The sequence below is a fragment of the Candidatus Methylomirabilota bacterium genome (assembly GCA_036001065.1).
Lineage (GTDB): Bacteria > Methylomirabilota > Methylomirabilia > Rokubacteriales > CSP1-6 > MNEF01.
Genome location: DASYUQ010000001.1, coordinates 1 through 26250, shown reverse-complemented (window position 1 = coordinate 26250; position 26250 = coordinate 1). Strand labels below are relative to the sequence as shown.

The 26250-nt window shown below is 69.8% G+C and carries 27 protein-coding genes; 16 read left to right on the top strand and 11 right to left on the bottom strand.

Annotated elements, in window-relative coordinates; all coding sequences use genetic code 11:
* Positions 1-101: 101 nt before the first annotated feature.
* Entirely contained in the window at positions 102-1091 is a 990-nt protein-coding gene (locus VGV13_00135) for an LLM class flavin-dependent oxidoreductase (protein ID HEV8639488.1), read from the bottom strand.
* A gap of 101 nt (positions 1092-1192) precedes the next feature.
* Between VGV13_00135 and VGV13_00130 the strand changes: the two genes are divergently transcribed.
* The 6 genes from VGV13_00130 (at position 1193) to VGV13_00105 (ending at position 6564) form a co-directional block, all read left to right on the top strand.
* Positions 1193-1558 carry a cupin domain-containing protein gene (locus VGV13_00130; GenBank protein ID HEV8639487.1) on the top strand — a complete coding sequence of 122 codons (366 nt, stop codon included), beginning with the start codon at positions 1193-1195 and terminating at the stop codon, positions 1556-1558.
* Positions 1559-1579: 21 nt separating this feature from the next.
* Positions 1580-2656 carry a cyclase family protein gene (locus VGV13_00125; protein HEV8639486.1) on the top strand — a complete coding sequence of 359 codons (1077 nt, stop codon included), beginning with the start codon at positions 1580-1582 and terminating at the stop codon, positions 2654-2656.
* A 111-nt stretch (positions 2657-2767) separates the two neighbouring features.
* Positions 2768-4363 carry an FAD-dependent thymidylate synthase gene (locus VGV13_00120; GenBank protein ID HEV8639485.1) on the top strand — a complete coding sequence of 532 codons (1596 nt, stop codon included), beginning with the start codon at positions 2768-2770 and terminating at the stop codon, positions 4361-4363.
* Positions 4364-5003: 640 nt separating this feature from the next.
* The gene (locus VGV13_00115) at positions 5004-5558 is read left to right on the top strand and encodes a TetR family transcriptional regulator C-terminal domain-containing protein (protein HEV8639484.1); all 555 of its coding nucleotides are present in this window, start codon (positions 5004-5006) and stop codon (positions 5556-5558) included.
* A gap of 26 nt (positions 5559-5584) precedes the next feature.
* Complete coding sequence (locus VGV13_00110) at positions 5585-6154, top strand: DinB family protein (protein HEV8639483.1); 570 nt, start codon at positions 5585-5587, stop codon at positions 6152-6154.
* On the top strand, positions 6151-6564 hold the full coding sequence (locus VGV13_00105) for a PaaI family thioesterase (GenBank protein ID HEV8639482.1): 414 nt from the start codon (positions 6151-6153) through the stop codon (positions 6562-6564). Before VGV13_00110 ends, VGV13_00105 begins: the two co-directional genes overlap by 4 nt.
* Here VGV13_00105 and VGV13_00100 read toward each other — a convergent pair.
* The 4 genes from VGV13_00100 to VGV13_00085 are packed head-to-tail and all read right to left on the bottom strand — an operon-like array spanning position 6561 to position 9978.
* Positions 6561-7139 carry a superoxide dismutase family protein gene (locus tag VGV13_00100; GenBank protein ID HEV8639481.1) on the bottom strand — a complete coding sequence of 193 codons (579 nt, stop codon included), beginning with the start codon at positions 7137-7139 and terminating at the stop codon, positions 6561-6563. The two genes, VGV13_00105 and VGV13_00100, sit on opposite strands and share 4 nt — an antisense overlap.
* Positions 7136-8341: a M20 family metallopeptidase gene (locus VGV13_00095; GenBank protein HEV8639480.1), complete on the bottom strand. Its 1206-nt coding sequence runs from the start codon at positions 8339-8341 to the stop codon at positions 7136-7138. Before VGV13_00095 ends, VGV13_00100 begins: the two co-directional genes overlap by 4 nt.
* 8 nt (positions 8342-8349) lie before the next feature.
* On the bottom strand, positions 8350-9519 hold the full coding sequence (locus tag VGV13_00090) for a M20 family metallopeptidase (GenBank protein HEV8639479.1): 1170 nt from the start codon (positions 9517-9519) through the stop codon (positions 8350-8352).
* Positions 9520-9558: 39 nt separating this feature from the next.
* Positions 9559-9978: a pyridoxamine 5'-phosphate oxidase family protein gene (locus tag VGV13_00085; GenBank protein HEV8639478.1), complete on the bottom strand. Its 420-nt coding sequence runs from the start codon at positions 9976-9978 to the stop codon at positions 9559-9561.
* Between the two features lie 296 nt (positions 9979-10274).
* On the opposite strand from VGV13_00085, the gene VGV13_00080 reads away from it, so the two are divergent.
* Together VGV13_00080 and VGV13_00075 are read left to right on the top strand one after the other, a co-directional pair.
* Positions 10275-11198, top strand: a complete 924-nt coding sequence (locus tag VGV13_00080) for an LLM class flavin-dependent oxidoreductase (GenBank protein HEV8639477.1) — start codon at positions 10275-10277, stop codon at positions 11196-11198.
* Between the two features lie 197 nt (positions 11199-11395).
* A complete protein-coding gene (locus VGV13_00075) occupies positions 11396-11905 on the top strand; it encodes a hypothetical protein (GenBank protein ID HEV8639476.1) in 510 nt (169 codons plus the stop codon).
* Positions 11906-11954: 49 nt separating this feature from the next.
* Here the strand turns inward: VGV13_00075 and VGV13_00070 are convergent, their stop codons facing one another.
* Together VGV13_00070 and VGV13_00065 are read right to left on the bottom strand one after the other, a co-directional pair.
* Positions 11955-12098, bottom strand: a complete 144-nt coding sequence (locus VGV13_00070) for a hypothetical protein (GenBank protein HEV8639475.1) — start codon at positions 12096-12098, stop codon at positions 11955-11957.
* A gap of 135 nt (positions 12099-12233) precedes the next feature.
* Complete coding sequence (locus VGV13_00065; protein ID HEV8639474.1) at positions 12234-13106, bottom strand: isocitrate lyase/PEP mutase family protein; 873 nt, start codon at positions 13104-13106, stop codon at positions 12234-12236.
* Positions 13107-13193: 87 nt separating this feature from the next.
* Here VGV13_00065 and VGV13_00060 point away from each other — a divergent pair, with 87 nt between their 5' ends.
* From VGV13_00060 to VGV13_00025, 8 genes are all read left to right on the top strand, one after another.
* Positions 13194-14102 (top strand): MoxR family ATPase, encoded by a 909-nt coding sequence (locus VGV13_00060; protein ID HEV8639473.1) that lies wholly within the window; start codon positions 13194-13196, stop codon positions 14100-14102.
* Positions 14103-14104: 2 nt separating this feature from the next.
* Entirely contained in the window at positions 14105-15514 is a 1410-nt protein-coding gene (locus VGV13_00055) for a VWA domain-containing protein (GenBank protein HEV8639472.1), read from the top strand.
* 110 nt (positions 15515-15624) lie between these two features.
* The gene (locus VGV13_00050; GenBank protein HEV8639471.1) at positions 15625-16299 is read left to right on the top strand and encodes a DUF3047 domain-containing protein; all 675 of its coding nucleotides are present in this window, start codon (positions 15625-15627) and stop codon (positions 16297-16299) included.
* A gap of 278 nt (positions 16300-16577) precedes the next feature.
* Positions 16578-17624 carry a hypothetical protein gene (locus VGV13_00045; GenBank protein HEV8639470.1) on the top strand — a complete coding sequence of 349 codons (1047 nt, stop codon included), beginning with the start codon at positions 16578-16580 and terminating at the stop codon, positions 17622-17624.
* 11 nt (positions 17625-17635) lie between these two features.
* Complete coding sequence (locus tag VGV13_00040; GenBank protein HEV8639469.1) at positions 17636-18169, top strand: UGSC family (seleno)protein; 534 nt, start codon at positions 17636-17638, stop codon at positions 18167-18169.
* Entirely contained in the window at positions 18166-19065 is a 900-nt protein-coding gene (locus VGV13_00035) for an acetamidase/formamidase family protein (protein ID HEV8639468.1), read from the top strand. Before VGV13_00040 ends, VGV13_00035 begins: the two co-directional genes overlap by 4 nt.
* A complete protein-coding gene (locus VGV13_00030; protein HEV8639467.1) occupies positions 19065-19850 on the top strand; it encodes a hypothetical protein in 786 nt (261 codons plus the stop codon). The genes VGV13_00035 and VGV13_00030 overlap by 1 nt, the downstream gene beginning before the upstream one ends.
* Positions 19851-19875: 25 nt before the next feature.
* The gene (locus VGV13_00025) at positions 19876-20151 is read left to right on the top strand and encodes a hypothetical protein (GenBank protein ID HEV8639466.1); all 276 of its coding nucleotides are present in this window, start codon (positions 19876-19878) and stop codon (positions 20149-20151) included.
* A 26-nt stretch (positions 20152-20177) separates the two neighbouring features.
* Here the strand turns inward: VGV13_00025 and VGV13_00020 are convergent, their stop codons facing one another.
* Genes VGV13_00020 through VGV13_00005 form a run of 4 tightly spaced genes read right to left on the bottom strand, consistent with a single transcriptional unit; the run spans position 20178 to position 26201 of the window.
* Complete coding sequence (locus VGV13_00020; protein HEV8639465.1) at positions 20178-21053, bottom strand: diguanylate cyclase; 876 nt, start codon at positions 21051-21053, stop codon at positions 20178-20180.
* Complete coding sequence (locus VGV13_00015; protein ID HEV8639464.1) at positions 21050-23797, bottom strand: response regulator; 2748 nt, start codon at positions 23795-23797, stop codon at positions 21050-21052. Before VGV13_00015 ends, VGV13_00020 begins: the two co-directional genes overlap by 4 nt.
* Before the next feature lie 11 nt (positions 23798-23808).
* Complete coding sequence (locus VGV13_00010; GenBank protein ID HEV8639463.1) at positions 23809-24957, bottom strand: ATP-binding protein; 1149 nt, start codon at positions 24955-24957, stop codon at positions 23809-23811.
* Positions 24957-26201, bottom strand: a complete 1245-nt coding sequence (locus VGV13_00005) for a PAS domain-containing protein (protein HEV8639462.1) — start codon at positions 26199-26201, stop codon at positions 24957-24959. The genes VGV13_00010 and VGV13_00005 overlap by 1 nt, the downstream gene beginning before the upstream one ends.
* Between the last annotated feature and the right edge of the window lie 49 nt (positions 26202-26250).

The following is a 26250-nucleotide window of genomic DNA, read 5'->3' as shown; positions in this document are numbered from 1 at the left end:
AGCCTGCGAAATGGGGCTCCACTCCTTTCCCCCGGGAATCCCCCGGTGAAACCCCAGTATATCAGATAGTTAGGCTACATGCCCGGGTTTGGTTAGACCTTTCACCGAAAGGCGGGCACGACCTCGCGGGCGATGAGCTCGAGCTCGCGCATGATGTGGGCGTGGGCCATGCCGGGGAAGAACGTGCGGCAGATCAGGTGGGTCGCGCCGTACTGCTCCACGAAGCGACGGATCTGGCGCACGCACTGCTCGGGGCCGCCGATGATGAACCGATCCTCCATCAGCTTCTCGAGGTTCGTCGCGATGCTGGCGTCGATGAACGGGTGGCGCCAGCCCCCCGCGTACTCCTTGCGGTAGGCGACCATGATGTGCTCCTCGGCCAGCTCGCGGGCCCTCCGGTCGGTGTCGGCGATGATGAGGTCGCGGGTCAGCGGCCACTCGGCGATCGGCTCCGTCCGGCCGGCCGCCTTGCGGTTCTCGAGAAACTGCCGCTTGCCCTCGAGCAGGCGCCTGAGGTCGGCGGTCGGTCCGGGGATCCAGTTGTCGCCCAGCGTCGCCGCCCGTTTCAGCGTGAGCTCCCCCCACCCGCCGATCCAGACGGGCGGGTGCGGCTTCGTGACCGGCCTGGGCTCGAGCCGCCCCTCCAGCGCGTAGTAGCGGCCCTCGAAGCTCACGCGCTCCCGGGTCCAGAGGCCCTTCATGATCGCGAGCTGCTCCTCGAACCGGGCCCCGCGTCTCTCGAGGTCGACACCGTACAGGGCGAACTCGTCAGGCTTGTAGCCGATGGCGATCCCGAGCGTGATGCGCCCCTGGGACATGACATCGAGGAGGGCGATGTCCTCGGCCAGGCGCACGGGATGGTAGAAGGCGGCGACGAGGATGTCGGTGCCCAGCATGACCGTCGACGTGCGAGTGGCGAATCCCGCCAGCACGGTCAGCGGCGACGGCCAGTAGTGATCGGTGACGGAGTGATGCTCCTCCATCCACACGGAGTCGAAGCCGAGCGCTTCGGCCCTGGCGACCTCCTCGAGCGCCTCCTGGTAGTAGTGACCGCCCTCGATGGGGATGAAGCCGATCTTCAGTCGGGCCATGGGCCCCTCATGCTACCGCATTCCGCGCGTGTCCGGCGTCCTTGACACCGTGCGGAGGCCTGATTACGGTGGTGGCCCGAGCCCGCGAAGGAGGCGCATCCATGCCCGTCATGAAAGGGTTTCACGCGCTCCGGAACCTGCCCGAGCAGAAGGTCACCGACAAGATCAGCCGGCGCGTCCTTGCTGGCGACAAGGAGATGGTCGTCTGGTGGTCGATGAGAGCGGGCGCCCACGCCGCCGCCCACCAGCATCCGCACGAGCAGGTTTTCTGGATGCTCTCGGGCCGGATGGAGTTCCGCCTCGGCAACGAGAAGCGCATGTGCGTCGCCGGCGACGTGGGCCTCATCCCCGGGGGGGTCGAGCACGAGGCCTGGTTCCCGGAGGACACCGAGGTCGTCGACATCTTCTCGCCGCCCCGGGAGGACTTCCTGACGAGCGAGGTGCCGGCCTACATGCGCAAGGGATAGTCACGGAAGGAGGGTCTGACCGTGCAACCTGAATGGCTGAAGCGATACTTCACCCTGCCCGAGGATGGGTGCTTCGAGACGGCGGAAGGCGCGGTCTCGCGGCGAGATTTCGTGAAGACCGGGTTCGCGGCTGGCGTCGCGGGGGGGATAGCCGCGGGGCCCGTCGTGGGCGCGGTGGGCCAAGCCGAGGCGCAGGCGGTCAACCCGATGGGGCGTGACTGGTGGCCCTCGCCCTGGGGTCCGCAAGACGAGGCGGGTGCCTCCAACCGGATCACGCCGGCGAAGGTGCTCGAGGCCGCCCGCCTGATCAAGCGTGGCACGGTCTATCGTCTGGGGATGATCCTGGAGGCCGGCATCCCGCTCTTCGGGGCCCGGCACGTGTCCATCACGATCCCCGGCGGGCCGACGGGCGGACCGTTCGGCAAGCATCAGCTCCACTACAACGACGAGATGTTCAGCGGCGAGATCGGGCAGGTCGGCTCCCAGTTCGATGGTCTCGGTCACATCGCCATCAAGGTCGGTAACGACATCCGCTACTACAACGGCTTCACCCAGGCCCAGGTGGGCGGGCCCTACGGGCTGCAGAAGCTCGGCATCCACAACGTCAAGCCCTTCTTCACCCGCGGCATCCTGCTCGACGTGCTCTCCTACAAGGGGGGCGATCGCCTGCCGATCGGATACGTCATCACGATGGACGACGTCATGCAGACCCTGCGGCGCCAGGGCGTCCGCGAGCCGGGCGAAGGTGATGTCGTCCTCTTTCGGACCGGCCACATCAAGCTCTGGAAGAAGGACAACGTGGAGTTCAACAAGGGCGAGCCCGGTCCGGGCGCGACCGTGGCGAAGTGGCTCGTCGAGAAGAAGATCGCCTGTGTGGGCGGGGACAACTGGGCGACCGAGGCGGTGCCCGGGGAGGATCAAGATCGTCCCTTCGAGTGCCACGCGATCTGGATGACGACGAACGGCATCTACAACATCGAGAACCAGTACCTCGAAGACCTCGCGCAGGACAAGGTCTACGAATTCGCCTGGTCCTTCACCCCCCTGCCGCTCAAGGGGGCGACCGGATCGCCGGGTAATTCGGTCGCCATCGCCTGACGTCGCTCACCGCGACGTCGCCGGACGCCCGGGAGTCGCTCCCGGGCGCCGGGTTGGCGGTGGCGAGCGTTTTCACGCCGGCGCGGGACGGTTCGGGTAATATCGCAGGGGATGCCGGAGGCGTTCACGCCGGGGGAGCGGGCCGCGCTCGCGCCGTACTTCACCAATCTCGATGGGCCCGTCTTCGCCCTGACCAATCTGCCCGAGGTCGTCAAGGGCGCGCTCTTCGCGCGGTACTCGCGGTCGCCGAAGTCGCTCCGCCGGCTGTTCCTCGACGAGTTCCTCACCGCGGGCCTGGCGCCGCCGGCGGCCGGTCGGCCCAGCGCCGGCGAGGTCGGTACCGCGCGCGCCGAGCAGCTCTACGAGCGGGTCTTCGTCGAGTACGGCGACGACTCGGTGGCCCAGCTCGGCGGCGTGCACCTGGCCTGTGAGGGCGCGTCGAACATCCTGACCAAGGTGCTGGAGTGGGGCCGCCTCATGGCCTATCTCGAGCAATCCACGCGCTACGTCCCCTACGACGACCGCCCCGGCGGCCGCTACCGGTACCACGTGCCCGCCGAGCTCCCGGGCGCGCTGCGCGAGCGCTATGTAGCGACGCTCGACCGCGCCTTTGAGACCTACTGCGCCTGGCTGCCGCGCCTGCGCGACTTCTACGCGGCGCGGTTTCCGCGGGCCGAGGGCGATTCCGAGCAGGTGCATCGCCTGAGCATCCGGGCCAAGGCGCTGGACACCCTGCGCGGGCTCCTGCCGGCGGCGACGATCTCCAATGTCGGGATCTACGGCACCGGACAGGCCTACGAGCAGCTCCTGCTCCGCATGCGCACGCACCCGCTGGCCGAAGTGCGGGCGTACGCCGACCTCATGCTGACGGAGCTGCGCAAGGTCATCCCGGCGTTCCTGCGGCGCGTGGACAACCCGGAGCGGGGCGGCGTCTGGTCCGCCTATCTGGCGGAGACGCGCCAGGCCGTCCGGGAGGTGGCGGAGCGCCTCCTGGAGGGCATGCAGACGGAACCCCGCGACGAGGTGACGCTGAGCGACTTCGATCCCGAGGGCGAGGTGAAGGTGGTCGCCGCCGCGCTCTACGCCGCGGCGGCGCTGCCCGACGATCAGCTCCTCGCCGCCGCCCGGAAGATGACGCACGAGGAACGTCTGGCCGTGCTGACCGCGTACGTCGGCAAGCGCCGTAACCGCCGCCACCGGCCGGGCCGCGCCTTCGAGCGGACGTCCTACCGCTTCGACATCCTGGGCGATTACGGCGCCTTCCGCGATCTGCAGCGCCATCGCCTGCTCTCGCTCGAGTGGCAGCGCCTCACGCCGCGCCACGGCTACCTGATACCGGCCGCCGTCGAGGAGGCGGGCGGGCGCGGGGACTGGGCGCGCGTCATGGACGAGGCCGCCACGCTGCACGACGCCCTCGCCGCCGCCGGCCTGCCCGACGTCGCCTCCTACGCCGTGTCCATGGCCTACCGCGTCCGCTTCTACATGGAGATGAACGCCCGCGAGGCGATGCACGTGATTGAGCTGCGCAGCGCCCCCCAGGGGCATCCGTCGTACCGCCGCATCTGTCAGGCGATGCACCGGTTGATCGCGGAGCGCGCGGGCCACCGCGCCATCGCCGCGGCCATGACCTTCGCGGACCACTCCGCGGTGGCGCTCGAGCGCCTGGAGGCGGAGCGCGCGGCCGAGCGCCGCCGCGCGCAGCAGTGAGCGACGTGGCTGGCGAAGTACGGCGTCGAGCTGAAGGAGGCCTCGCTGGCCAACATCCGCCCCGATCCGGCCTACGAAAAGGCGATCGAGGCCAAGCAGATCGAGGAGCAGAAGGCGGAGCAGCAGCGGTACGAGCTGATCCAGGCCCAGCGCCAGGCGGAGATCATGGCGGCCAAGGGCAAGGGCGATGCCGCCCGCGAGGAGGCGCGCGGGGTGGCCGAGGCGCTGCGCCTCAAGGGCGAGCCGAGGCCGCCTACAACGCCAAGGTCGCTTCCTCGCTGACGCCGGCGCTGATCCAGCAGTAGTACCTGGCGCGCGGAGACGGCCGGCTGCCCCAGTACACGATGGGCGGCAGCGCCGTGCCCTCATCCAGATCCCCACGGCGCCCGGCGACGGGCCCCGCCGCTGATGGCGTGAACGGCGGGATCGCCTACGTGGAAGTTCTCGATCGCGGTGACGTCCGCACCACGCTCGCCGGCTTGTTCGCCTGACTGTAAGCCCGTTTCCGAAAACGAGCCTTGCCCAACGCGGCGCCGATCGCACATAATTGGTCGGCCAATCAAGAAACAGCCCATACCCGAAGGAGACGGTTTCCCTGAGCCCGAAAGTCGGCGTCGCTCCGCTGCGGCGCGAGCAGATCGTGCGCGCGACCATCCGGTGCCTGGCCCGCGAAGGGTATTCGGGCCTCACCATGAAGAAGGTGAGCCGCGAGGCGCGGGTGAGCCAGGGGATCCTGCACTACTACTTCGCCGACAAGCGGGCGATCCTGGTGGCCGCGCTGCAGACGGTGATGGCCGACCTCGACCGGCGGGTGGCGGCGGCCCAGGCCCGAAGCGGCGCGGACCCCCGGGGGCGGTTGCGCGCGCTCATCCGCGCGAGCCTGGAGGCGGCCGTGGAGGCGCGCGAGGTCTGGATCGTCTTCGTCGAGTTCTGGGGCGAGATGATGCACGACAGGCGGCTGCGCGCCATCAACGCGGAGCTCTACATCCGGCTGCGGAGGCTCCTCGCCGCGCTGGTCGCCCAGGGGATCCGGACGAGACGGTACCGGCGCGTCGGCGCGGCCCAGGCCGCCGCGGTCGTCCTGGGCCTGCTCGACGGCGTCGCGCTCCAGCTCACGTTCGATCCCAAGGCGTTCAGCGTCGGCGCGGCGGCACGGTTCTGCGAGGAGGCCCTCGAGCGGTATCTCGCTCGTTGACGGGTCCGACGAAGAAGGAGGGGTCCATGGATCACGAGGCCGAGGCTCGGCAGAAGGCGCGCGAGTACCTGCGAGCACGGGGGACGCTGGTGGCGCCGTCGGCCATCCAGGAGCGCGTCGCCGCGGCCTTCGCGGCGCTGGAGAGCTTCCTGGATTCGGTCCCGCCCGAGATGGTCGCGCGCCGCCCGATCGCCGGCGAGTGGACGATCCAGGAGGTCGTCGACCATCTCGTGGAGACGCACCGGCCTGGGCTGGACGAGCTGCGTTGCTTGCTGGCTGGCCAGCGCCCGCCGGGGGAGCCGATCCCGGCCAGCCTCCAGTCCAAGGCGCCCCTGCTGCGCCCGTGGCCGTGGCTGCGCAGCGAGCTGAAACGCGTCCATGGCGACATCGTCGACACGCTCGCCCGCGTCCGCGAGGACTTCCAGACCGAGGCTCGGGCGCCGCTGGTCATGGTCGTCAACGTGCCGCGCGACGGGGGGGAATTGGTCCCGCTCCACTGGGTGGAGGAGCTGGACTGGAAGGCGTACGCCATCGTCTGGCGCCTGCACGCGCTCGATCATCTCAACCAGGCCAAGAAGGTCCGGGCGGCCCTGTGACGCTCGCCGCGACCGAGGGTGAGCTGCGGGAGTTGATGGCGCAGGCGGTCTTTGCCCGCGACTACGACTTCAGGCTTCACGCCTTTGGGGACGGCGAGTGCACCGTGCAGGTCCCGTTCCGGGCCGGTCTCGAGCGGCCCGGGGGACTCGTCGGCGGGCCGGCCTTCATGGCGGCGGCGGACATCGCCATGTGGCTCGCGATCGCGACGAGGCTGGGGCCGGACGACCGGTCGGTCACCGCCGAGCTGAAGACGACGTTTCTCAGCCCCGCCCGGCGCGAGGACTTCCTCTGCACGGCCAGGATCCTCAAGCTGGGACGGCGCATGATCTATGGCGTCGCGGAGTGCGTGGCTAGCCAGGGGCGACTGCTGACGCACCACACGGTGACGTACCTCCGACCGGACGCCTAGTACCCGCCCATCAGGGGTCGCGCCCGGGGCGGCTCCGGGCGCGACGCGGACTGGCCGCGACCGATCACGCCGCAGGCGATCCGCGCGCCGCTGTTGCCGGTGGGGTCCGTCTTGAAGTCGTCCGGCGCCGCGTGGACGACCAGGGCGCTGCCGTCGGCGTCGAGGAGCCAGGTGTCGCCGCCACTCAGCGTGACGCGGTTCGTCGTGGTCTCCAGGCGACCGGTGCCGTCGGCGGCGATGGTGATGTTCGGTAGATCGCCGGCGTGCGGCCCCTGGGGATTCTGCAGCCCGTGCTGCCGCTTGCCGGGATTGAAGTGCCCGCCCGCCGAGGTGAACGCCGGCGGGTCGCACTGGCCGACCTCGTGGATGTGCACACCCTTCTCGCCCGCCGGCAGGCCGCGCGTCTCCAGCACGATGCGCACGCCGCCGCTGACCTCGGTGAAGGTGGCGGTGCCGACCACGTCGCCGGTGGCATTCTTGAGCTGCGCGGTCGCGGTCGCAACTGTGGGCTGCATCATGCCCGCGCAGCCGGCGGCGAGGAGCGAGAGGACGGCCAGCAGGCTCAGCGCTGTCATGACATGCCTCCTCCGCGTGAGAAGTCTTCCTGGGCCTGGTGGAGGACGGGGGGCGAGGCCAGCAGATCGAGGGCCGTCATCGCCAGCGCCTTGGCCCCGGCCAGCATCCCGGCGCGGGCCAGCGGCGAGCGCGCCCACTCGGCGAACTCGCGCGAGTGGCCTGGCACACCGTCCGGCGAGATCCGGACGTAGGGATGGATCGTGGGGATGACCTGGCTGACGTTGCCGCAGTCGGTCGAGCCGTAGCCGGCCTGGCCGTCCTCGGGATCCTCCGGGCAGTCGATCAGCTCGAGGTTCCTGGCGAACAGACGCGCCATCGTGACGTTCGGCTTGAGCGGCTCGTGAACGGTGGGCTCCGGGGTCACCTTCACCTGGCAGCCCGTCGCCGCCGCGGCGCCCTCGCAGCAGGCCTGGAAGCGGCGGAGCAACTCGTAGCAGTACGCCTTGTCCAGCGAGCGCAGGTAAAACTCCGCGCTCGCGTATTCGGGAATGATGTTGGGCTGGGCCCCGCCCTGGCTGATGATGCCGTGCACGCGCGCGTCGGGACGGAGCTGCTGGCGCATCGCGTCCATGGCCACGAAGAGCTGGATGACCGCGTTCAGCGCGTTCACGCCGCGCCACGGCCAGGACGAGGCATGGGCCGCCTTGCCGAAGAATTCGGCCTCGACCTTGATGATGCCCAGGCTTGGACGCCAGACCCGGGTGCCGCAGCGGCCGTGGATCATCATCGCGGCGTCCACGCCTCGGAACACGCCCGCCTCCAGCAGCTTCACCTTTCCCGCGCCGCCTTCCTCCGCCGGCGTGCCGATCACCTGGATCTGACCGGGGAACGGCAGCGTCCCCAGCGCGCGCGCCAGCGCCGCGCCGGCCCCGGCGCCGGCGGTGGCGATGACGTTGTGGCCGCAGGCATGCCCGATGCCGGGCAACGCGTCGTACTCGCACAGGATGGCGATGGTGGGCCCCGCCCCGGTCCCGGGGAGGGTCGCCCGGAAGGCGGTCGGCAGGCCGCCGACGCCGCGCTCGACGCGCACGCCCTGCTTTTCGAGGAACTCGGTGAGCCAGGCGTGGGCCTTCTCCTCCTTGAACGCGAGCTCGGGATGGTCGTGGATCTGGTGCGATAGGGCTTCCAGCTGGTCGGCGAGGCGATCAACCGCCTCGGCGATCTTGGGCTTGATGGAGTCGGCGGACGTTTGGGTTGACACAGGAGCGCTCATTTCGGCGCCGCGAACTCCTGGTGGGCTCGGGCCAGCAGGCCGGGCTCGGCCAGGAGATCGAGCGCCGTCATCGCCATGACCTTGGCGGCGGCCAGCAGGCCCTGACGGGCCAGCGGGCTGACGGCGGCGGCTTCGAAGGCGCGAGAGTGGATGGGCGTGCCGTCCGGCGCGATCTTGACGAGCGGCTGGATGGTGGGGACGACTTGGCTGACGTTGCCGACGTCGGACGAGCCCAGCCGGTCCTTCACCGCGGGAGCTTCCAGGAGCCCGAGCCGCGCCATGTTCGCCCGGAAGGCGTCCAGCAGCGTCTGGTTGCGCTTCATGGGCTCGTAGGTGTTGTCCTGCTCGACGACCTTGAGCGTGCAGCCGGTGGCCTTGGCGGCGCCCTCGGCGCCGGCGACCACCCGCCGGTGGAGCGCCCACATCTCGTCGAGCTTCGGCGCGCGCACGTAGAAGGTCGCGGCCGCGAACTCCGGGATGATGTTCGGCGCGGCGCCGCCGTGCGTGATGATGCCGTGGATGCGGTACTCGGGCCTCACCTGCTGGCGGAGCATGCTGACGTTGTTGAAGGTCTGGATGACGGCGTCGAGCGCGTTGACGCCCTCCCAGGGGTCCGCCGAGGCGTGGGCGGCCCGGCCGGTGAACTCGAAGCCCACCCGCACGATGCCGAGTAGATCCTGGTGGGAGATCCACTTGTCCCAGCCGTGGATCATCATCGCGGCGTCCACGCCCTTGAAGACCCCGCCGTGGACGAGCCGGACCTTGCCGCCGCCGCCTTCCTCCGCGGGCGTGCCGACCACCTGGATGCGGCCCTGCGGGAGCTGCTGCTTCAGGGCCGCCAGCGCGGCGCCGGCGCCCGCCCCGGCGGCGGCGATCACGTTGTGACCGCAGGCGTGGCCGATGCCGGGAAGGGCGTCGTACTCGCACAGGATGGCGATCGTGGGTCCCTCGCCCGTCTCGATCGTCGCCCGGAACGCCGTTTCGACCCCGGCCACGCCGCGCTCCACCTTGAAGCCCTGGGCGGCCAGGAACTCGGCCAGCCAGCCGGACGCCTTCACCTCCTGGTAGCCCAGCTCAGGATTGTCGTGGATCTTGCGGGACAGGCGCTCGAGGTCGTCGGCCAGGCGGTCCACGGCCTTGGCGATGTCGTCCTTGACGGCGCTCATCAGGGTTCTCCTGGGGTGATGATCGGCGGGCTCACTATATCACTGCGCGTAATTCCAGCTCATGACCTGGCTGGGTCGCACGCGCACGATGACGGACTCCCCGGGCTCGAGCGCCGCCACCTTCTCGTACTGCCGGTACTTCCGGTAGAGCAGCCGCACGGCGCGCGCGAAGGCCGGGCCGCGCGTGAGGATCTCGCCCCGCCCCGCCACGGCCACGCCGCGCAGACGCCCCCAGTTGTCGCTGTAGCGGTCGGCGACCAGGCTCACGCGCTTCGTCTTCACGATGTTCCGCACCTTCCGGCCGTCCTTGTCGCTGCCGAAGTAGATGGCCCCACGCTCGACCGCGTGGCAAACGGGCACGACCCACGGCGTGCCGTCGCGGCCCACGGTGGCAACACGGATGACCCGTTCCCGCTGGAGGAACGCGGTTTCCCTGGGCGTCAGTCGTCGACGTTTCATGTGCTTGACCTCCACTCGAGTCACGTCCGGTGGGCCTGCGCCACCAGGTGCCGGTCACGTATGGTACGATGCGCGCGTCTCGTGATCGACGGTGGTCGTGCGAGCCGCAGGGCGGCCAGGGGCTGGGGCCCCGGCGTCCGAGGCGAGCCTAAGCAAGGTCGTGCGAGCCGCAGGGCGGCCAGGGGCTGGGGCCCCGGCGTCCGAGGCGAGCCTAAGTAAGGTCGTGCGAGCCGCAGGGCGGCCAGGGGCTGGGGCCCCGGCGTCCGAGGCGAGCCTATAGAAAAATAGGTGCGAGAGTGAGCACGCGCGTCGAGCTGGCCGTCGCGATTCCCCAGACGTTTCCCGAAGGGCAGATCGATCAGCCGCGCCTCCGGGAATTCCTCGGCCGCGCCGAGGCCCTCGGCTTCGGGAGCGCCTGGGTCGTCGAGCAGATCCTCGGAGGAATTCCGAGCCTGGAGCCCGTGGAGCTCCTCGCCTACGCGGCGGCGGTCACCGAGCGCCTGCGCCTGGGCGCGGCGGTTCTGCTCACGGCGCTCCGCAGTCCCGTGCACTTGGCCAAGAGCCTGGCCACGCTCGACCACCTGAGCGGCGGCCGCCTGATCGTCGGCGTCGGGCTGGGCGGCAACGCCAAGATCTATCCCGCCTTCGGCATCACCGCCGAACGCCGGGCCGCGCGCTTCGCCGAGTCCATCCGCGTGATGAAGCTGCTCTGGACCGCGCCGCGCGTCACGTTCACGGGCGCCTTCTGGAAGCTCGAGAACGCGGCGATGGAGCCGAAGCCGCTGCAGAAGCCGCACCCACCCGTCTGGTTCGGGGCCCACCATCCCAACGCGCTCAAACGCGCCGCCGAGCTGGGCGACGGCTTCATCGGCGCCGGCTCGATCTCTACGGCGCAGTTCACCGAAGAGGTGAAAACGCTCCGCCAACTGCTCGCCCAGGCCGGACGCGATCCGGCGCGCTTTCCGATCGGCAAGCGCGTCTACATCGCGGTCGATCGCGACCGCGGGCGGGCCGGTCGTCGGCTCGCCGAGTGGTTCGGCGCTTTCTACGGCCGGCCCGCGCTGGCCGAGCAAGCGGCCGTCTGGGGCGACGGGCCGGAGTGCCTCGACGGGCTCGCGCGGGTGATGGCCGGTGGAGCCCGCCTGATCCTCCTCAATCCGGTCTTCGACGAGCTCGACCACCTCGAGCGATTCGCTTCTGAGCTCGCTCCGAAGCTGTAGCCGGCGGGCGCTCGAGGCCACGGCCGAGCAAGAGTTACATTCGAATCGCGCGTCCCGGTCGGTAGGCTGTTTGCATCGTCAGGCGATCTTGGGCATGGAGAAGGATTCCCTGGCGGACATCGGGCTCGACGAGCTGCTGGCCATGCTCTCGCACGAGTTGCGGACTGCCCCTGACCGCGATCCTCAGCTGGTCGCGCGTGCTTCGAGCGCGCGCGTTCAACGAGGACACGTGCCGGCGTGCGCTCGAGGCGATCGAGCGCAACGCGCTGGCGCAGGTGCAAGTCATCGACGACCTCCGGGAGGTTTCGGAGGTCATGACCGGCAAGGTCCGCCTGAATCTCCGTCCGCTGGATCTCGTCATGCTGATCCGGGACGCGATCACGGTGGCCCGGCTGGCGGTCGATGCCCGGGCGATTCGGGTGGAGGCGACGCTCGATCCTGCTGCCGCCGCCTTCGTCGGTGATCTGGATCGGTTGCAGCGGGCGGTCGCCAACGTGCTAGCCACCGCCGCCATGGCCGCGCCCGTCGGCGGGTGCATCGAGGTTCGCCTCGAGCAGGCGCACGGGCACCCGCAGATCACGGTGCGGACCGTGGGAGAAGCTCCGGGCGGTGAGGGCTCGGTCTGGCCATCGCGCGCCGCATCGTGGAGAAGCACGGCGGCAACGTCGGCGCCGAGTTTGCCGGCGGCCGCGCGGCGTTCGTCGTGACGCTGCCGGCGGGTCTGGCCAGCGAGGCGGCCTGACGAGGGCGCCGGCGTCAGCGGGATTCGGCCGCTGGCTCTCGGGACTTCTCGTCGGAGGCGGACGCCTGCGCTGCCTGCGCCTCTTTCACGCGCTCAGCGCTGATGTCGTCACGTCCGCTCAGCTCTCTCAGCGTCAGGTCGTACCAGATGTCCGTCATTTCCAACTCCCCCCTCGGCACCGAGACAGAGCAGGCGGCATGCCAGGGGTGGGATCAAGGAAATCAGCGGCTTGTAGCGGTGCCGAGGGCTCGGAAGGCGGGCACTATGCCCGATGTCGGGCACTCCGCCGAACGCTAGCGGCCGTCGTCCCGGTAGCGCTCGGCCAGCGCGAGCTGAGCGGTCACGCCGATCAGGTCGTTGAACTCGCGGAAGGCGATGTAGCGGTCAGCGAGCGACCGCGCGTCGTCCCCGGCCCTGAGGTCCCGCAGGAAGTCCGCCACCGCCTTGGCCGCGACGAAGAGCGTGTCCACGGGCAGCAGAAGAATCGCGTAGCGCAGCTCGCGGAGCCGCGCGAAGGGAAGCAGCGGTGACCGGCCGCCGGGAGCGTAGTTGTAGAGCAGCGGCGTGTCGAACTCGCGCGCGATCCGCTCCACCTGCGCCTCGGCGCGAGGCGCCTCGATGAAGAGGACGTCGGCCCCGGCCTTCGCCGCCGCCTCGCCCCGCCGGAGGGCCTCGTCGAAGTCGACGGCGGAGATGGCGTCCGTGCGCGCGATGATCAGGAGGTCGGGGTCGCTGCGCGCCTCGACCGCGGCGCGGATCTTGCCGGCGAACTCGCCGCGCGGGATCACCTGATGGCCCGCGAGGTGGCCGCAGCGCTTGGGCGCCGCCTGGTCCTCGATGTGGAGCGCCGCCACGCCGGCGGCCTCGTAGGCCTGGACGGTGCGGCGAACGTTGAGGGCGTTGCCGTACCCGGTGTCGGCGTCGGCGATCAGCGGGATCTGGACCGCGGCGGCGAGGTTGCGCGCGTGGTCGGCCATCTCGGCGAGCCCGGTGAAGCCGAGATCGGGCAGGCCGAGCCGGGAGGCCGAGGCGCCGTAACCCGTCATGTACACGGCGGGGAAGCCGCCGTGCTCGATCAGTCTCGCCGACACGCCGTCGTAGGCGCCGGGCACGACGAGACCGGCCTTTTGCTCGACCAGGGTGCGGAGGGTGCGACGGCGGCTCATGCAGACTCCTCCCGGCTCGCGGATGCTGCATTCTACGTTACAATGACTCGAAGTTCAGCGGCCGACTTCTCTCCGACAGGAGCGTCCATGTTCGAATCGGTCGACGACGTCCAGCAGCGGTTCCGCGCCGCGAACTACATCGCGAGCCGGCGGATCTCCACCGTCGTGTTCCTGGCCGCCCGGATGGGCCGCCCCGTGCTCATCGAGGGACCGGCCGGGGTGGGCAAGACCGAGCTGGCCAAGACGCTGGCCGACGTGGCCGCGCGCCCGCTGATCCGCCTGCAGTGCTACGAGGGGCTGGACGAGGGCAAGGCGCTGTATGAATGGAAATATGCGAAGCAGTTGCTCTACTCGCAACTACTGCGAGAGCGGATTGGTGAGCTGATCACCGACGCGATGTCATTGCCCGACGCCGTCACCAAGATCGCCGGGCAGGAGGACGCCTTCTTCTCCTTCCGGTTCCTCTCGCCGCGCCCGCTGCTCCAGGCGATCCTGGCGGACACGCCGGTCGTCCTCCTCGTCGACGAGATCGACAAGGCCGAGCCGGAGTTCGAGGCGTTCCTCCTGGAGGTGCTCTCCGACTTCCAGGTCTCGGTGCCGGAGCTGGGGACGATCCGCGCCCGGCACATCCCGTTCGTGGCGCTCACGTCCAACAACGCGCGGGAGCTCAGCGACGGCCTCAAGCGGCGCTGCCTGCACCTGTTCATCGACTTCCCGACGCCGGCCGAGGAGCTCGAGATCATCCGCCTCAAGGTGCCGCAGATCCCCGAGCGGCTGGCCAAGGCGGTGGTGGCGGCAGTCCAGAGGATCCGGGCGATGGACCTGCGCAAGTCGCCGTCGGTCTCGGAGTCCCTGGACTGGGCGCGCTCGCTGGTGATCCTCAACGCCCAGACGCTCGATCCCGCGCTGGTGGAGTCCACGCTGACGATGCTGGTGAAGTACGAGAAGGACCTCGAGCGTGTCCGGGGGGCGCTCGACAAAGTCCTCGCCGACTGAGCGTGGACCAGCGGATCCTCGAGTTCATCGGCGACCTCCGCCGGGCCGAGATCCGCATCTCGCCGTCAGAGGCGCTAGACGCGCTGGCCGCCGCCGCCGAAGTCGGGCTCCGGGACCGCGAGACGTTCAAGACCGCCCTGGCCACCACGCTCGTCAAGGAAGGGCGTGACCGCGCGACCTTCGACCGGCTCTTCGACCTGTACTTCCTCGATCTCCAGGCGTTGGGGGAAGGTCTCAAGAAGGCGGTCGGGCCCGAGGATCCCCATCTTCAAGATTTCCTCGACCAGCTCGTCGCCGACGAGGGCCTGGATCTCGACGAGCTCACGGAGCTGCTGCTGCGCGGGCAAGGGGCGGAGATGGAGATGACCATCCGCTCCGGCGGACGCAACGTCGGGCTGGAGCGCCTCATGTACTTCCTGCAGGTCGGCTACTTCTCGCTCCGCCTCGCCGACCGCCTCGACGTCGCCGCCATCGAGCGCGATCTCGAGCAGATCCTCCGGCTGCTGGAGGCTCGCGGGCTGGACCCCGGGCAGCTGGCGCGCATCCGCAACTATCTGGAGCTCCGGCTGGAGGCGTTTCGCCGCCTGATCCGCCAGCACGTCGAGCGGGAGCTGGAGCGACGGGCTTGGCGCCAGGGCGAGAGGCTCCAGCGCGAGACGCTCGCCGACAAGCCCCTCTTCGCGCTGACCGCGGACGAGGTCGCGCAGATGAAGACGGTGGTGGCGCGCCTGGCCCGCAAGATCAAGGACGCGCTGGTGCTGCGGCAGCGCCAGGAGCAGCGAGGCCGCCTCGACACCCGGCGCACGATCCGCAAGAGCCTGCAGTACGACGGGGTCCCCATGGAGGTCTTCCTCCGCCGGCGCCACCGCGACAAGCCCAAGCTGGTGACCGTCTGTGACGTGTCCGACTCCGTCCGCAACGCTTCCCGCTTCATGCTCCAGCTCGTCTGGAGCCTCCAGGAGTGCTTCAGCCGCGTGCGCTCGTTCGTGTTCGTCTCGGAGGTGGCCGAGGTGACCGAGGCCTTCAGCACCTACCCGGTGGAACGCGCCATCGAGTGGGCGCTCAAGGCCGCGCCCGTCGACTACCACTGCCGCTCGGACTTCGGGTACGCCTTCAGCCAGTTCGTGCGGACGGAGCTGGACACCCTGGACCGGCGGACGACGATCCTCGTCCTGGGCGACGCCCGGAACAACTACAACGACCCGCAGGCCTGGGCGCTCAGAATGATACGCGAGCGGGTGAAGGGTATCATCTGGTTGAACCCCGAGGGTCAGTGGGGCTGGGGCGTCGGCGACAGCGTGATGCCGCTGTACGCGCCGGCCTGCGACCTCGTCCGCGAGTGCCGGACGATCGGCCAGCTCGGCGAGGTCGTGGACAACCTCGTGCATCACTGGTGGCGCCGGGGACGCTAACGTGGGAGAGGGCGATTCACAGGCGCGCCCACAGGGCGCGACGGCCCCCTCCCAAACCTCCCCCAGGAAGGAGGGCGCCGGCAAGGCCGGCGCTCGAAAGAGGTGCCTTCATGAAGTGGTCGTGGCTGTCCCTGGCATTCGCGCTGGTCATGGCGCTCGTCGTTCCCCCGCCGCCGGTGCCGGCCCAGGCGCCGGATGCCTGCAAGATCGTCGAGGACTTCGCCCAGGCGAAGGTCGGCGAGTTCCCGGCGGACTGGGAGGCGCGGAAGGACGCGGGCAAGGCGGTCTACTCGGTGCAGGAGGATGGCGGGCTCCGCTTCCTGCGCGCCCACTCCAAGGGGCTCGGCATCCAGGCGGCCAAGCAGCACGAGTGGAACCTCGACGCCTATCCCGTCCTGGCCTGGTCGTGGCGACCGCAGGAGTTCCCGCGGGGGGCCGACGAGAAGGACGGCAAGAACGACAGCGCGCTGGCCGTATACATGCTGGTGCCCTACTCCCGCATCGTGGGGCCAAAGGCGGTCAAGTACGTCTGGAGCGAGAAGGTCCCGGTGGGCGTCCATCTGACCTCGAACAACGGGCTCACGCAGGTGCGCGTGCTCCGCAGCGGCTCCGACCGGAAGGGCCAGTGGGTGGAGGAGCGCGTCAACACGCGCGATGACTTTCTGAAGTTCTTCGAGGAGAAGGAGGTGCCCAAGCCCGCCGGCATCGCCGTGCTCACGGACTCCGACGACACCAAGTCGAGCGCGCGGGGCGACTACGCGAACTTCCGGGTCTGCCGCAGCTAGTGCCGTTCCAACTATTCGCGCCTAGGAAGGCACCGTGTACGTCGTTCGTGGACAGATTTAGTATCAACAAGTTGGAACGGCACTAGTCGAATCGGAGGGGACGGGCGTTACGGCCCCCCTCCGAATTCATGGTCGAAGGGAGGCCTCACGGCCCCCCTCCGAGCCTCCCCCAAAGGTGGCGCCGGCGGAGCCGGCGCTCGAAACGGGGTGGTCCACGGGGCCCGTCGGCGATTGAGCTGTGCTAGCCTCCTGGCATGCCGCCGGGAGGCCGACCAATCGTGGAGCCGGAAACCGAGGCCGACCCCATCGAGGCGCTCCACGCCCGGGGCGTCACCGACGGGCTGCCCGTGGTACCGCCGACGCCCGACCGGGTCCGGCGCGCGGTCGAGGGCTGCGGCCGCCACGGCCAGGACCTCGTGGCCCTCGTCCCGCCCAATTACGGCCGCGCCACCGTCGAGAAGATCGCGGTCAACGCCGTCATGGCCGGCTGCCGGCCGGAGTACCTGCCCGTCGTCATCGCAGCGGTGGAGGCGGTGTGCGACGAGGCCTTCGACCTCCACGGTGTTTCCGCCACGACGAACGCCCCTAGCCCGCTGGTGATCGTGAACGGGCCGGCGCGCACCGCGCTCGACGTCAACTGCGGTGCCGGAGTCTTCGGCTCGGGCCGGCGCGCCAACGCCACCATCGGCCGGGCGCTCAGACTGGTGTGCGTGAACGTCGGGGGCGCGCGACCCGGGGCCATCAGCATGTCGACCCTCGCGCATCCCGGGCGCTACACCTACTGCATCGGCGAATACGAAGAGGTGAGCCCGTGGCCGTCGCTGGCCGTCGAGCACGGGTTCGGACCCCAGGACAGCACGGTCGCCGTGCTGGCGGCGGACGCGCCGCTCGGCGTGTACGACCAGCGGAGCCGGCGGGCCGCCGACCTCCTGGCGACCATCGCGCCGAGCCTGGCCGTGGTGGCCAACCACAAGATGACGCACTGGGGCGACACGCTCCTGGTGCTGTCGCCCGAACACGCCCGGACCATCGCGGGCGACGGGTGGACGAAGGCGGACATCCGCGGCTACCTCTTCGAGCGGCTGCGGCGCCCGGTGCGCGACCTCGTCCCCGGCAAGGACGGCGGCGAGGGGCTGCCCGAGCACGTGCTGCGGAAGTTCGCGCGGCCCGAGGACGATGACACCCTCGTTCCCAAGTTCCGATCGCCGGAGAACCTCAAGATCGTCGTCGCCGGCGGCACCGCCGGGCGGTTCTCGGCGATCGTCCCCGGCTGGACGTTTTCCAAGGGTTCCAGCCTGGTCTTCAGGAAGATCCACATCCCGTGAAGGAGGACCCCATGTCCGCGAACCCGCCCGACGAGTATCTGGACCCGACCGACTCGGTGGCCGTTCCCCGGCAGACGGCGCGCCGGCCGGCGACGCTCGAGGGCACGGTGATCACCCTGCTCGACATCTCCAAGGCCAAGGGCGACCACCTGCTGGACCGCATCGAGGAGCTGCTGCGCGAGCGGGCGCGGCCCCAGGCGATCGTGCGCAAGAAGAAGCCGACGTTCGCGCGGCCGGCGCCCGACCCCCTGCGCCAGGAGATCGTGGGGCGCACCGACGTTCTCATCGAAGCGCTCGCCGACTGAGGGTCGTGCACCACGTGCAGTGTGCACGACGGCGTGTTCTTCGAGGATCATGGCATTCCCACCGCGACGGTCGTCTCCTCCGAGTTCGTCCACGCCGCCCGCGCCCAGGCCGAGGCGCTGGGCGCCCGCGACTACCGGACCGTCGTGGTCCCGCATCCGATCCAGCCGCTCACCCGCGAGGAGGTGCGGGCGCTGGCGGACAAGGCGTTCGATGAGATCGTGCGGAGGCTGACCACATGACGACCGCGGTGAAGACCTGGTACCTCTTCGACGTCAACCCCTCCACCCCGCCCGCGCTCGAGGTGGCGCCGGGCGAGGAGTTCACGCTCGAGGTCCGCGGCGCCTTCGCCGACGTGCCCGACATCCGGCTGGTCCCCACGCCGTTCACGCCCGCCTGTGACGGCCACCCGCTGGCGCCGATCGCCGGGCCCGTGCGCGTGCGCGGGGCCGAGCCGGGCGACGCCGTCGTCGTCGACCTGCTCGAGATCACGCCCCACGGCGACGGCAAGACGGCGATCGTCCGCGACTTCGGCGTGCTGCGGGCGGAGTTCGGCGAGCCGACCGCCGTCGGCTGTCCCGTGAAGGACGGCTACGCGTGGTTCGGCGGGCGCATTCCCCTCCCGCTCAATCCGAACCTGGGCACCGTCTCCACCATGCCGCCCGACGGCTACAAGCCCGCCTACGCCGGACCCTACGGGGGCGACTTCGACCAGAAGGACGTGCGCGCCGGCGCCCGCGTCCACCTGCCGGTGATGGTGGAGGGCGCGCTGCTCTTCTTCGCCGATCCCCACGCGGCGATCAGCGACGGCATCATCAGCGGCACCGGCGTGGAGTGCGATGCCACCGTCCGGGCGCGGGTGGCGCTGGACAAGCAGCGCGCCCTCGACCGGCCGATCATCGAGGTCGACGACACGGTGCAGGTGCTCGGCTTCGGCCCCACCGTGGAGATCGCGACGGAGGACGCCGCGCGGGGCGCCGTCGACTTCTTCGTGGCGCGGACCGGCCTGGACCGCCGGGAGGCCTACATGCTGCTCTCCATCGTCGGCGAGCTGCGCATCGGGACGTCCCCCCGGCCGGTGATGGCGGCGCGGCTCATCATTCCGCGGGCGGTGCTGGTGGCGGCGGCCGGGCGCTGATGCTGGTCGGCGCCTTCGCCTGCGCCCACACGCCCCAGCTCCTGGCGCGGCCGGAGAGCGAAGACCGCGACCTGGTGCTGCGCGTGCACGCCGCCTTCGCGCGCGTCCAGCGGCGCCTGGCCGAGCTGCGGCCCGACGCGCTGGTGATCGTCGCCGGCGATCATATCGAGGCGTTCTTCCTCGACGCGGTGCCGGCGCTGGCCGTGTACGTGGGCGTCGAGTGCGCGGGCGCGTTCGGGCCCTACCGCTACCGCTTCCTCATCCACGAGCCGCTGGCCCGCGCCCTGGTCGCGCACGGGGTCGAGCGCGGCTTCGACCTCTTCTACACGCAAGAGGCGCCGCTCGACTACGCGTTCTTCGTGCCGCTGCACTTCACGATGCCCGAGCCGGCGGTGCCGATCGTGCCGCTCCATGTCAACGTCTACCTGCCGCCCCAACCGACCCCGCGGCGCTGTCACGAGTGGGGGCGGGTGGTGGGGGAGATCGTGCGCGCGCGCCCGGAGCGCGTCGTCCTGATGGCGTCGGGCGGGATGTCGCACTTCCCCGGCACCGACCGCTACGCCTCGCCGGAGTTCGACTGGGATCGGCGCGTGCTCGACAAGCTGGCGGGGGGCCGCGGCGGGGAGCTGGCGGAGGTCACCGGCGAGGAGCTGGACCAGGTCGGCAACATCGAGCTGCGCACGTGGATCACGGTCCTGGGCGCGGTCGGCGATGCGAAGGCCGACGTCTACTGCTACGAGCCCTCCTGGCACCACGGCAACGCGGTGGTCGAGTGGCCGATATGACGACCGCGATCGAGCGGCTCCTCTGATGGACGAGGCTCACTACCGGTTTCCGCCGGCCAGCGCCTACCGGCTCAACCGCTGCCTCTACGCGCTCAAGTCCGATCCAGCTTTCCGGGCGCGGTTCCTGGCCGATGCCACCGCCGCCCTGCGCCAGATGGGTCTCGCCGAGGACGAGCAGGGCGCCCTGCTGGCCGGCGACCGGGAAGCGCTGCTGGCGCGCGGCGCCCACCCCTATCTGGTCTTCATGGCCGACTTGCGGCTGCGGATGGAGCGTGGCGAGACCACGTTCGAGTACTTCTGACCGGTCGCCCCGGCGACCGGCCCGGGTCAGGTTCTCTTCCGCTTGGTCCGCTTGTGCTCGTACAGGGCCTCGTCGGCCTTGGCCAGGAGCTCCTCGATGGAGGCGCTGCTCTCCGGCTCGAACCGCGCGATCCCCACACTCAGCGCCAGCTCGTAGCCGCCCGCCCGCTGCCGGTTGCGCTCGGCGAGATTCTCCTCCAGGCGAGCCATCATCGAGGCCGCGCTGTCCTCCGAGGCGTGGATGGCCAGCACGACGAATTCGTCCCCGCCTAGGCGTCCCAGCACGTCCGACTCCCGAAACGTCTTTTTGAGGATCTCGGCGGTGGTGACCAGGGCGGCGTCGCCTTCCTGGTGTCCGAAGACGTCGTTGATCTGCTTGAGACGGTCCACGTCGATGAACAGGAGCCAGAACCCCTGCTTCGTCCGGCGAGCGAATTTGACGTGCTGGCGGGCGACGGTGAAGAACCCGCGCCGGTTGTAGAGGCCGGAGAGCTCGTCGACCAGCGCGAGGCTGCGCAGGGTCAGCTGCGCCCGGTGCCGGTGCAGCGCCAGCTCGATGGCCGCGCTGAGATCGCGTTCGTCGAACGGCTTGAGGATGTAGCCGAGCGGCTGCGTGGTCTTGGCGCGCCGTAAGGTCTGTTGGTCCGCGTGAGCGGTGAGGTACACGATGGGGATCCCCAGGCGCCCGCTGATCTCACCGGCGGCCTTGACGCCGTCGATCTGCCCTTTCAGCCGAATGTCCATCAGCACGAGGTCGGGATGCAGGGCCTCGGCCTTTTCGATGGCGGCCTCCCCGGAGGCGGCCACGGCGGGCACCGAATAACCCAGGCCGTGCAAGGCGGTTTCGATGTCCTTGGCGACGATCGCCTCGTCCTCCACGACGAGAATCCGGGTCGGGCTCATCGTCGACCCCCCCTTTCGTTGGCGGTCTCTCCCGGGACTCGGATCGTGAATCGAGTGCCGGCGTTGCGCTGGACCTCGATCGTGCCTCCCAGCTGACTGGTGAGGGTGGCCACGAGCTGCAGACCCGATGACGGCGCGGTGGAGAGCGCGGAATCGGGCGGGAGCCCGACGCCGTTGTCACTGATGCTGAGCTCGCAAGCGTCGTCGGGGCCGGCGCGGAGGCCGATGCGGATCTCGCCGGCCTTGCCGGGCGGGAAGGCGTGCTTGAGCGAATTCGTGATGAGCTCGTTGATGATCAAGCTGCAAGGAAGGGCCGTATCGATCCCCAGCGCGACGGTGTCGAGATTCAGCGTGAGGCGGACGGCATCGGTGGTGATCCCGTACGAACGGAACAGGTTGACGGCCAGGCGCCGGACGTATTCGGCGAAGTCGATCGTGGCCAGGTCACCGGCTTGATACAGCTGCTCGTGGATGAGCGCCATCGACTTGACCCGGTTCTGGCTGGCCTTGAACAGCTCGAGCGCCCGGCGATCCTTGATCCTCAGGGACTGGAGGTTGAGCAGGCTGCAGATGACCTGCAGGTTGTTCTTGACGCGGTGGTGAAGCTCCTTGAGGAGGACCTCCTTCTCCTTGAGCGAGGTCCTGATCTGCTCCTCCGCCCGCCGGCGCTCGGTCACGTCGCGGGTGACGATGGAGAAGCCACGGTGATGGCCGGCGGCATCGCCCAGTGGAGCGAGGATCTCGTTGGCCCAGAACGATGTCCCGTCCTTGCGCACGCGCCAGCCGTCGGTTTCGAATCTCCCTTCGGCACCCGCTCGGTTCAGGTCGTGCTCGGGCGCCCCGTGGCGGACGGCGTCGGGGGGATAGAAGCGGGCGAAGGGCTGGCCGATGATCTCGTCGGCGGCATAGCCGGTAATGCGCTCGGCCCCGGCGTTCCAGCTGACGACGCGCCCGTCGGGATCGAGCATGAAGATCGCGTAGTCCTTGACGCTCTCCACCAGGAGACGGGAGCGCTCTTCACTGTCGCGCAGCGCGGCCAGCGCGGCCTGCAGCTGGCGCTGGCGGGCGGTGACCTCGGCGGCCAGGGCCGCCAGGTCGTCGCTCTGGGTGGCGAGCTCTTCCTGGAGCGTCTGGCGGGCGCGTTTCATCATCACCAGATTTCGGGTCCGCGCGCACAGCTCCTCGGCTGAGAAGGGCTTGGTGAGGTAGTCCTGGGCGCCCTCGCGAAGCAGTTTCACCCGCAGCTCGTCGTCGACCTTCCCGGTGAGAAGGACGAGGGGCACGGTGTCCAGCTCGGGATGCCGGCGGACCTCGCGCACGAGGTCATCGCCGCTCAGCCGCGGCATGATGACGTCGCTGAGGATCAGGTCCGGACCGAGCGCGCGCGCCTTCTCGAGACCTTCCTGGCCATCAAAGGCCGTGGCGACGCGATAGTCGCGGGCCAGGGTTTCCGCGATGAACCTGTTCATCTCTTGATTGTCTTCGACGACCAGCACCAGCGGGCGCGGCGGCTCCGGGCCCGTCCCCCCAGCCGGAGCGCGGGGCGCGGGCGGCGGGGTCTCCGCCCGATCCGGCTTCCCGCCGGCGGGGCGACTCTGGCGCAGTTCCTCCAGGGTCTGGCGCGCGACGTCCACACCATCGTCGGCGCCCTCGGCCGCGGTGTCGACCTTGGCGCCCGCCGGCGCCACCAGCGGCAGGGCCACGCTGAAGAGCGCGCCACCTCCGGGGGCGTCGCCGACGGTGATAGTCCCGCCGTGCAGCGCCACGAACTCCCTGGCGATGGCCAGCCCCAGGCCGGTACCGCCGAAGCCGCGACGTGAGCCGCTCTCGCCTTGCCGGAAGCGCTCGAAGATCGCCTCGCGGAGCTCGGGTTTCACCCCGGGGCCGTTGTCCTGGACCGTGGCCAGCGCGTGCTGGCCGTCGACGCGGAGTTCCAGGCTCACGCGACCAAGGTCGGGGACGAACTTGAAGGCGTTGGACAGGAGGTTCAAGAAGACCCGCTGCAGCTTCTCGAGATCGGCCTGGACGATGACGCTCCCCGGTGTCCGGACCGAGAAGGAGATCCGGCGCTCCTGCGCGAATGCCTCGAAGTGGGCGGCGGTGAGGCGTAGGAGCCGCCCCAGGTCGACCTCGGCGTAGTTGACGCCCACCTGTCCGGCATCCAGCTTGGCGACGTCGAGCAGGTCGTTGACGCGCTTGAGCAGCGTCCGCGCATTGCGGTCGATCACCTCCAGGTCGTGGTGCTGCTCCTCGGTCAGCCCGCCCACCGCCAGCAGCTTCTGGGTTGGCCCCAGCATCAAGGCCAGCGGCGTCCGGAGCTCGTGGCTCACGTCGGCGAAGAACTGCGTCTTGAGCTGATCGAGCTCCTTGACGCGGCGCCTCAGCTGCCGCATTTGGACCGCCCGGCTCAGCGAGGCCACGAAGTACTCCCGGTCGATGGGCTTCTGGATGAAGTCGTAGGCACCCCCACGCAACGCTTGCACGGCCAGGTCGTGCTCCCCGTGGCCGGTGATCAGCAACGTCGGCGTGTCCGGCCGCAGGGCCCGGATCTCGGCGAGGAGGGCCAGGCCGTCCATGCCCGGCATCTTGATGTCACTGATGATGGCGTCGTAGTCGGTGGCTGCGATCTGGCTCAGCGCCTCTGACGCGGTGTCGCAGGTGTCCACCGTCACCGCGTCGATTCGCAGCCGCAGGGCTTCGGGAAGCGCCCGCAACAGGGCGATATCGTCGTCGACAATGAGCACCCGGGCCGCGCTCATACCGCTGGCGGCGCCGGCCGATCGTCGGGGGCTCGGGGGAGCTCGATGAGAAACGTGGCCCCCTCTCCCGGTCGGTTGGCGACGGCGATGGTGCCGCCGTGGTCTTTGATGATCCCGTACGTGATGGACAGGCCCAGGCCGGTGCCTCGCCCCACTTCCTTGGTGGTGAAGAACGGGTCGAAGATGCGCTGCTCGAGGCCCTCCGGGATGCCCGGCCCCGTATCGGAGAAGGTCAGATCGACCAGGCCTTCCCCGACGCGGGCCGAGACGCGGACCAGCTTGTGCGGCGAGTCGGCCATCGCGTCGCGCGCGTTCGTGAGCAGGTTGATGAAGACCTGCTCCAGCTGAATGGCGTTCCCGATCACCACCGCCGGCGCCGGCCCCAGGTCCAGCGCGACCTCGATGTCACGAAGCCGGAGCTGCTCCTGCATGAGCGACAGGGCCCGCTCGATCACCTGAGTGATGGAGACCGGCTGGCGGCTCACCGACGCCACCCGTCCGAACGTGCGAAGGTGCGAGATGATTTCGGTGGCCTTGCCGACCTGCCGCATCGCGTTCCGCAGCTCACGCACGATGCGCTCGCCGTCCAATACGCCGAGCTCGATGAGATCGGTCGCGTTGCCTACGAACAGCCCGATGTTGTTGAGGGGGTTGTTGAGCTCATGGGCGACCCCGGTCGTGAGCTCGCCGAGCGTGGCCAGCTTGGCGGCCTGGACGAGCTGCTCCTGCTTGTCGCGCAGCTCCTGCTCGCCACGCTGGATCTCGGCGGTCGTGTCCTGCAGGTCGCCCATGATGTGGATCATGGCCTTGCGGCTATCCTCCAGGCGCAGGTTGGACCGGTGCGAGTCCTGGAGGATGTGCAGCAGGGCGCGCCGCGAGTTGTCGAGCCGTTCGGTCTGGCGGGCCAGCCGGCTGCGGTCCTTCTCGTAGTCCCCCAGGATGTGGAGCGTCGCCTTGCGCTGGTTGCCGAGGCGCTTGTTGACCTCGTTGAGGTCGCCCATGATGTGAAGCATGGCGCGGCGCTGCTCGTCGCGTTTGCGCAGGCGCAGCTCCAGCATCTTGACATGTTCGTGGAGACCGGCCTGGGACTCGAGCCGGTCGTCCGGCGCCGCTGCTTCCGGCCGGCGATCGCCGCTCCGCCCCATCAGATCTGCTGCCGCTCCACCTTCAGCCTCTCCAGCTCTTTCCGCAGGCCTTCCAGCTCCTTTTCGAGGGCGATCATCTTGAGCTCGCGGCCGACAACCACCTCCTCGAACTTCTCGAGGTCCAGGATCTTCTCCTGCAGCTCGGTCTTGGACTTCTCGAGGTCGCGAACCACCTGCTCGTAGGCGCGCATGTCGCGGAGGATGCCGATGGCGCCGATGACCTTGGCGTCGGGGTCGCGGAGGGCGGAGGCGTTGAGGGTGGTGGGGATGACCTCGCCGCTGGCGCTGCGGGGGTTGAGGCGGGCGTTGCGGGTGACGCCGCGCTCGACGACCTCGCGCAGGGCGGCGGTGAACTCCCGGGTCTCCTCGGGGCTGATGAAGCGCGAGAGGGACTGCTCGAGCACCTCGTCCTCGCGGAAGCCCAGGAGCTGGGAGACGGCGTCGTTGGCCTGCAGGATCTTGCCCTCGAGGTCGGAGACGAACACGGGGTCCGGGGCGTTCTTGATGAGGCTCTCGGCGTAGGCGCGGGCCTTGTCGAGCTCGCGCATGTCGCGCAGGATGCCGATGGCGCCGATGACCTTGCCGTCGGGGTTGCGGAGGGCGGAGGCGTTGAGGGTGGTGGGGATGACCTCGCCGCTGGCGCTGCGGGGGTTGAGACGGGCGTTCCGGGTGACGCCGCGCTCGACGACCTCGCGCAGGGCGGCGGTGAACTCGCGGGTCTCCTCGGGGCTGATGAAGCGCGAAAGCGACTGCTCCAGCACCTCGTCCGGGCGGAAGCCGAGGAGCTGGGAGACGGCGTCGTTGGCCTGGAGGATCTTGCCCTCGAGGTCGGAGACGAAGACGGGGTCGGGGGCGTTCTTGATGAGGCTCTCGGCGTAGGCGCGGGCCTTGTCGAGCTCGCGCATGTCGCGCAGGATGCCGATGGCGCCGATGACCTTGCCGTCGGAGTCGCGGAGGGCGGAGGCGTTGAGGGTGGTGGAGATGACCTCCCCGCTGGCGCTGCGAGGGTTGAGGCGGGCGTTGCGGGTGACGCCGCGCTCGACGACCTCGCGCAGCGCGGCGGTGAACTCCCGGGTCTCCTGAGGGCTGATGAAGCGCGAGAGGGACTGCTCGAGCACCTCGTCCGGGCGGAAGCCCAGGAGCTGGGAGACGGCGTCGTTGACCTGCAAGATTTTGCCGTGGAGGTCGGAGACGAACACGGGATCCGGGGCATTGGCGATGATCGTCGCGGCGTCAAGGTCCATTCTGGGCGCTCCCGCATCACCGCCCATTGCCAAGCTCCTCGGCCTGGCC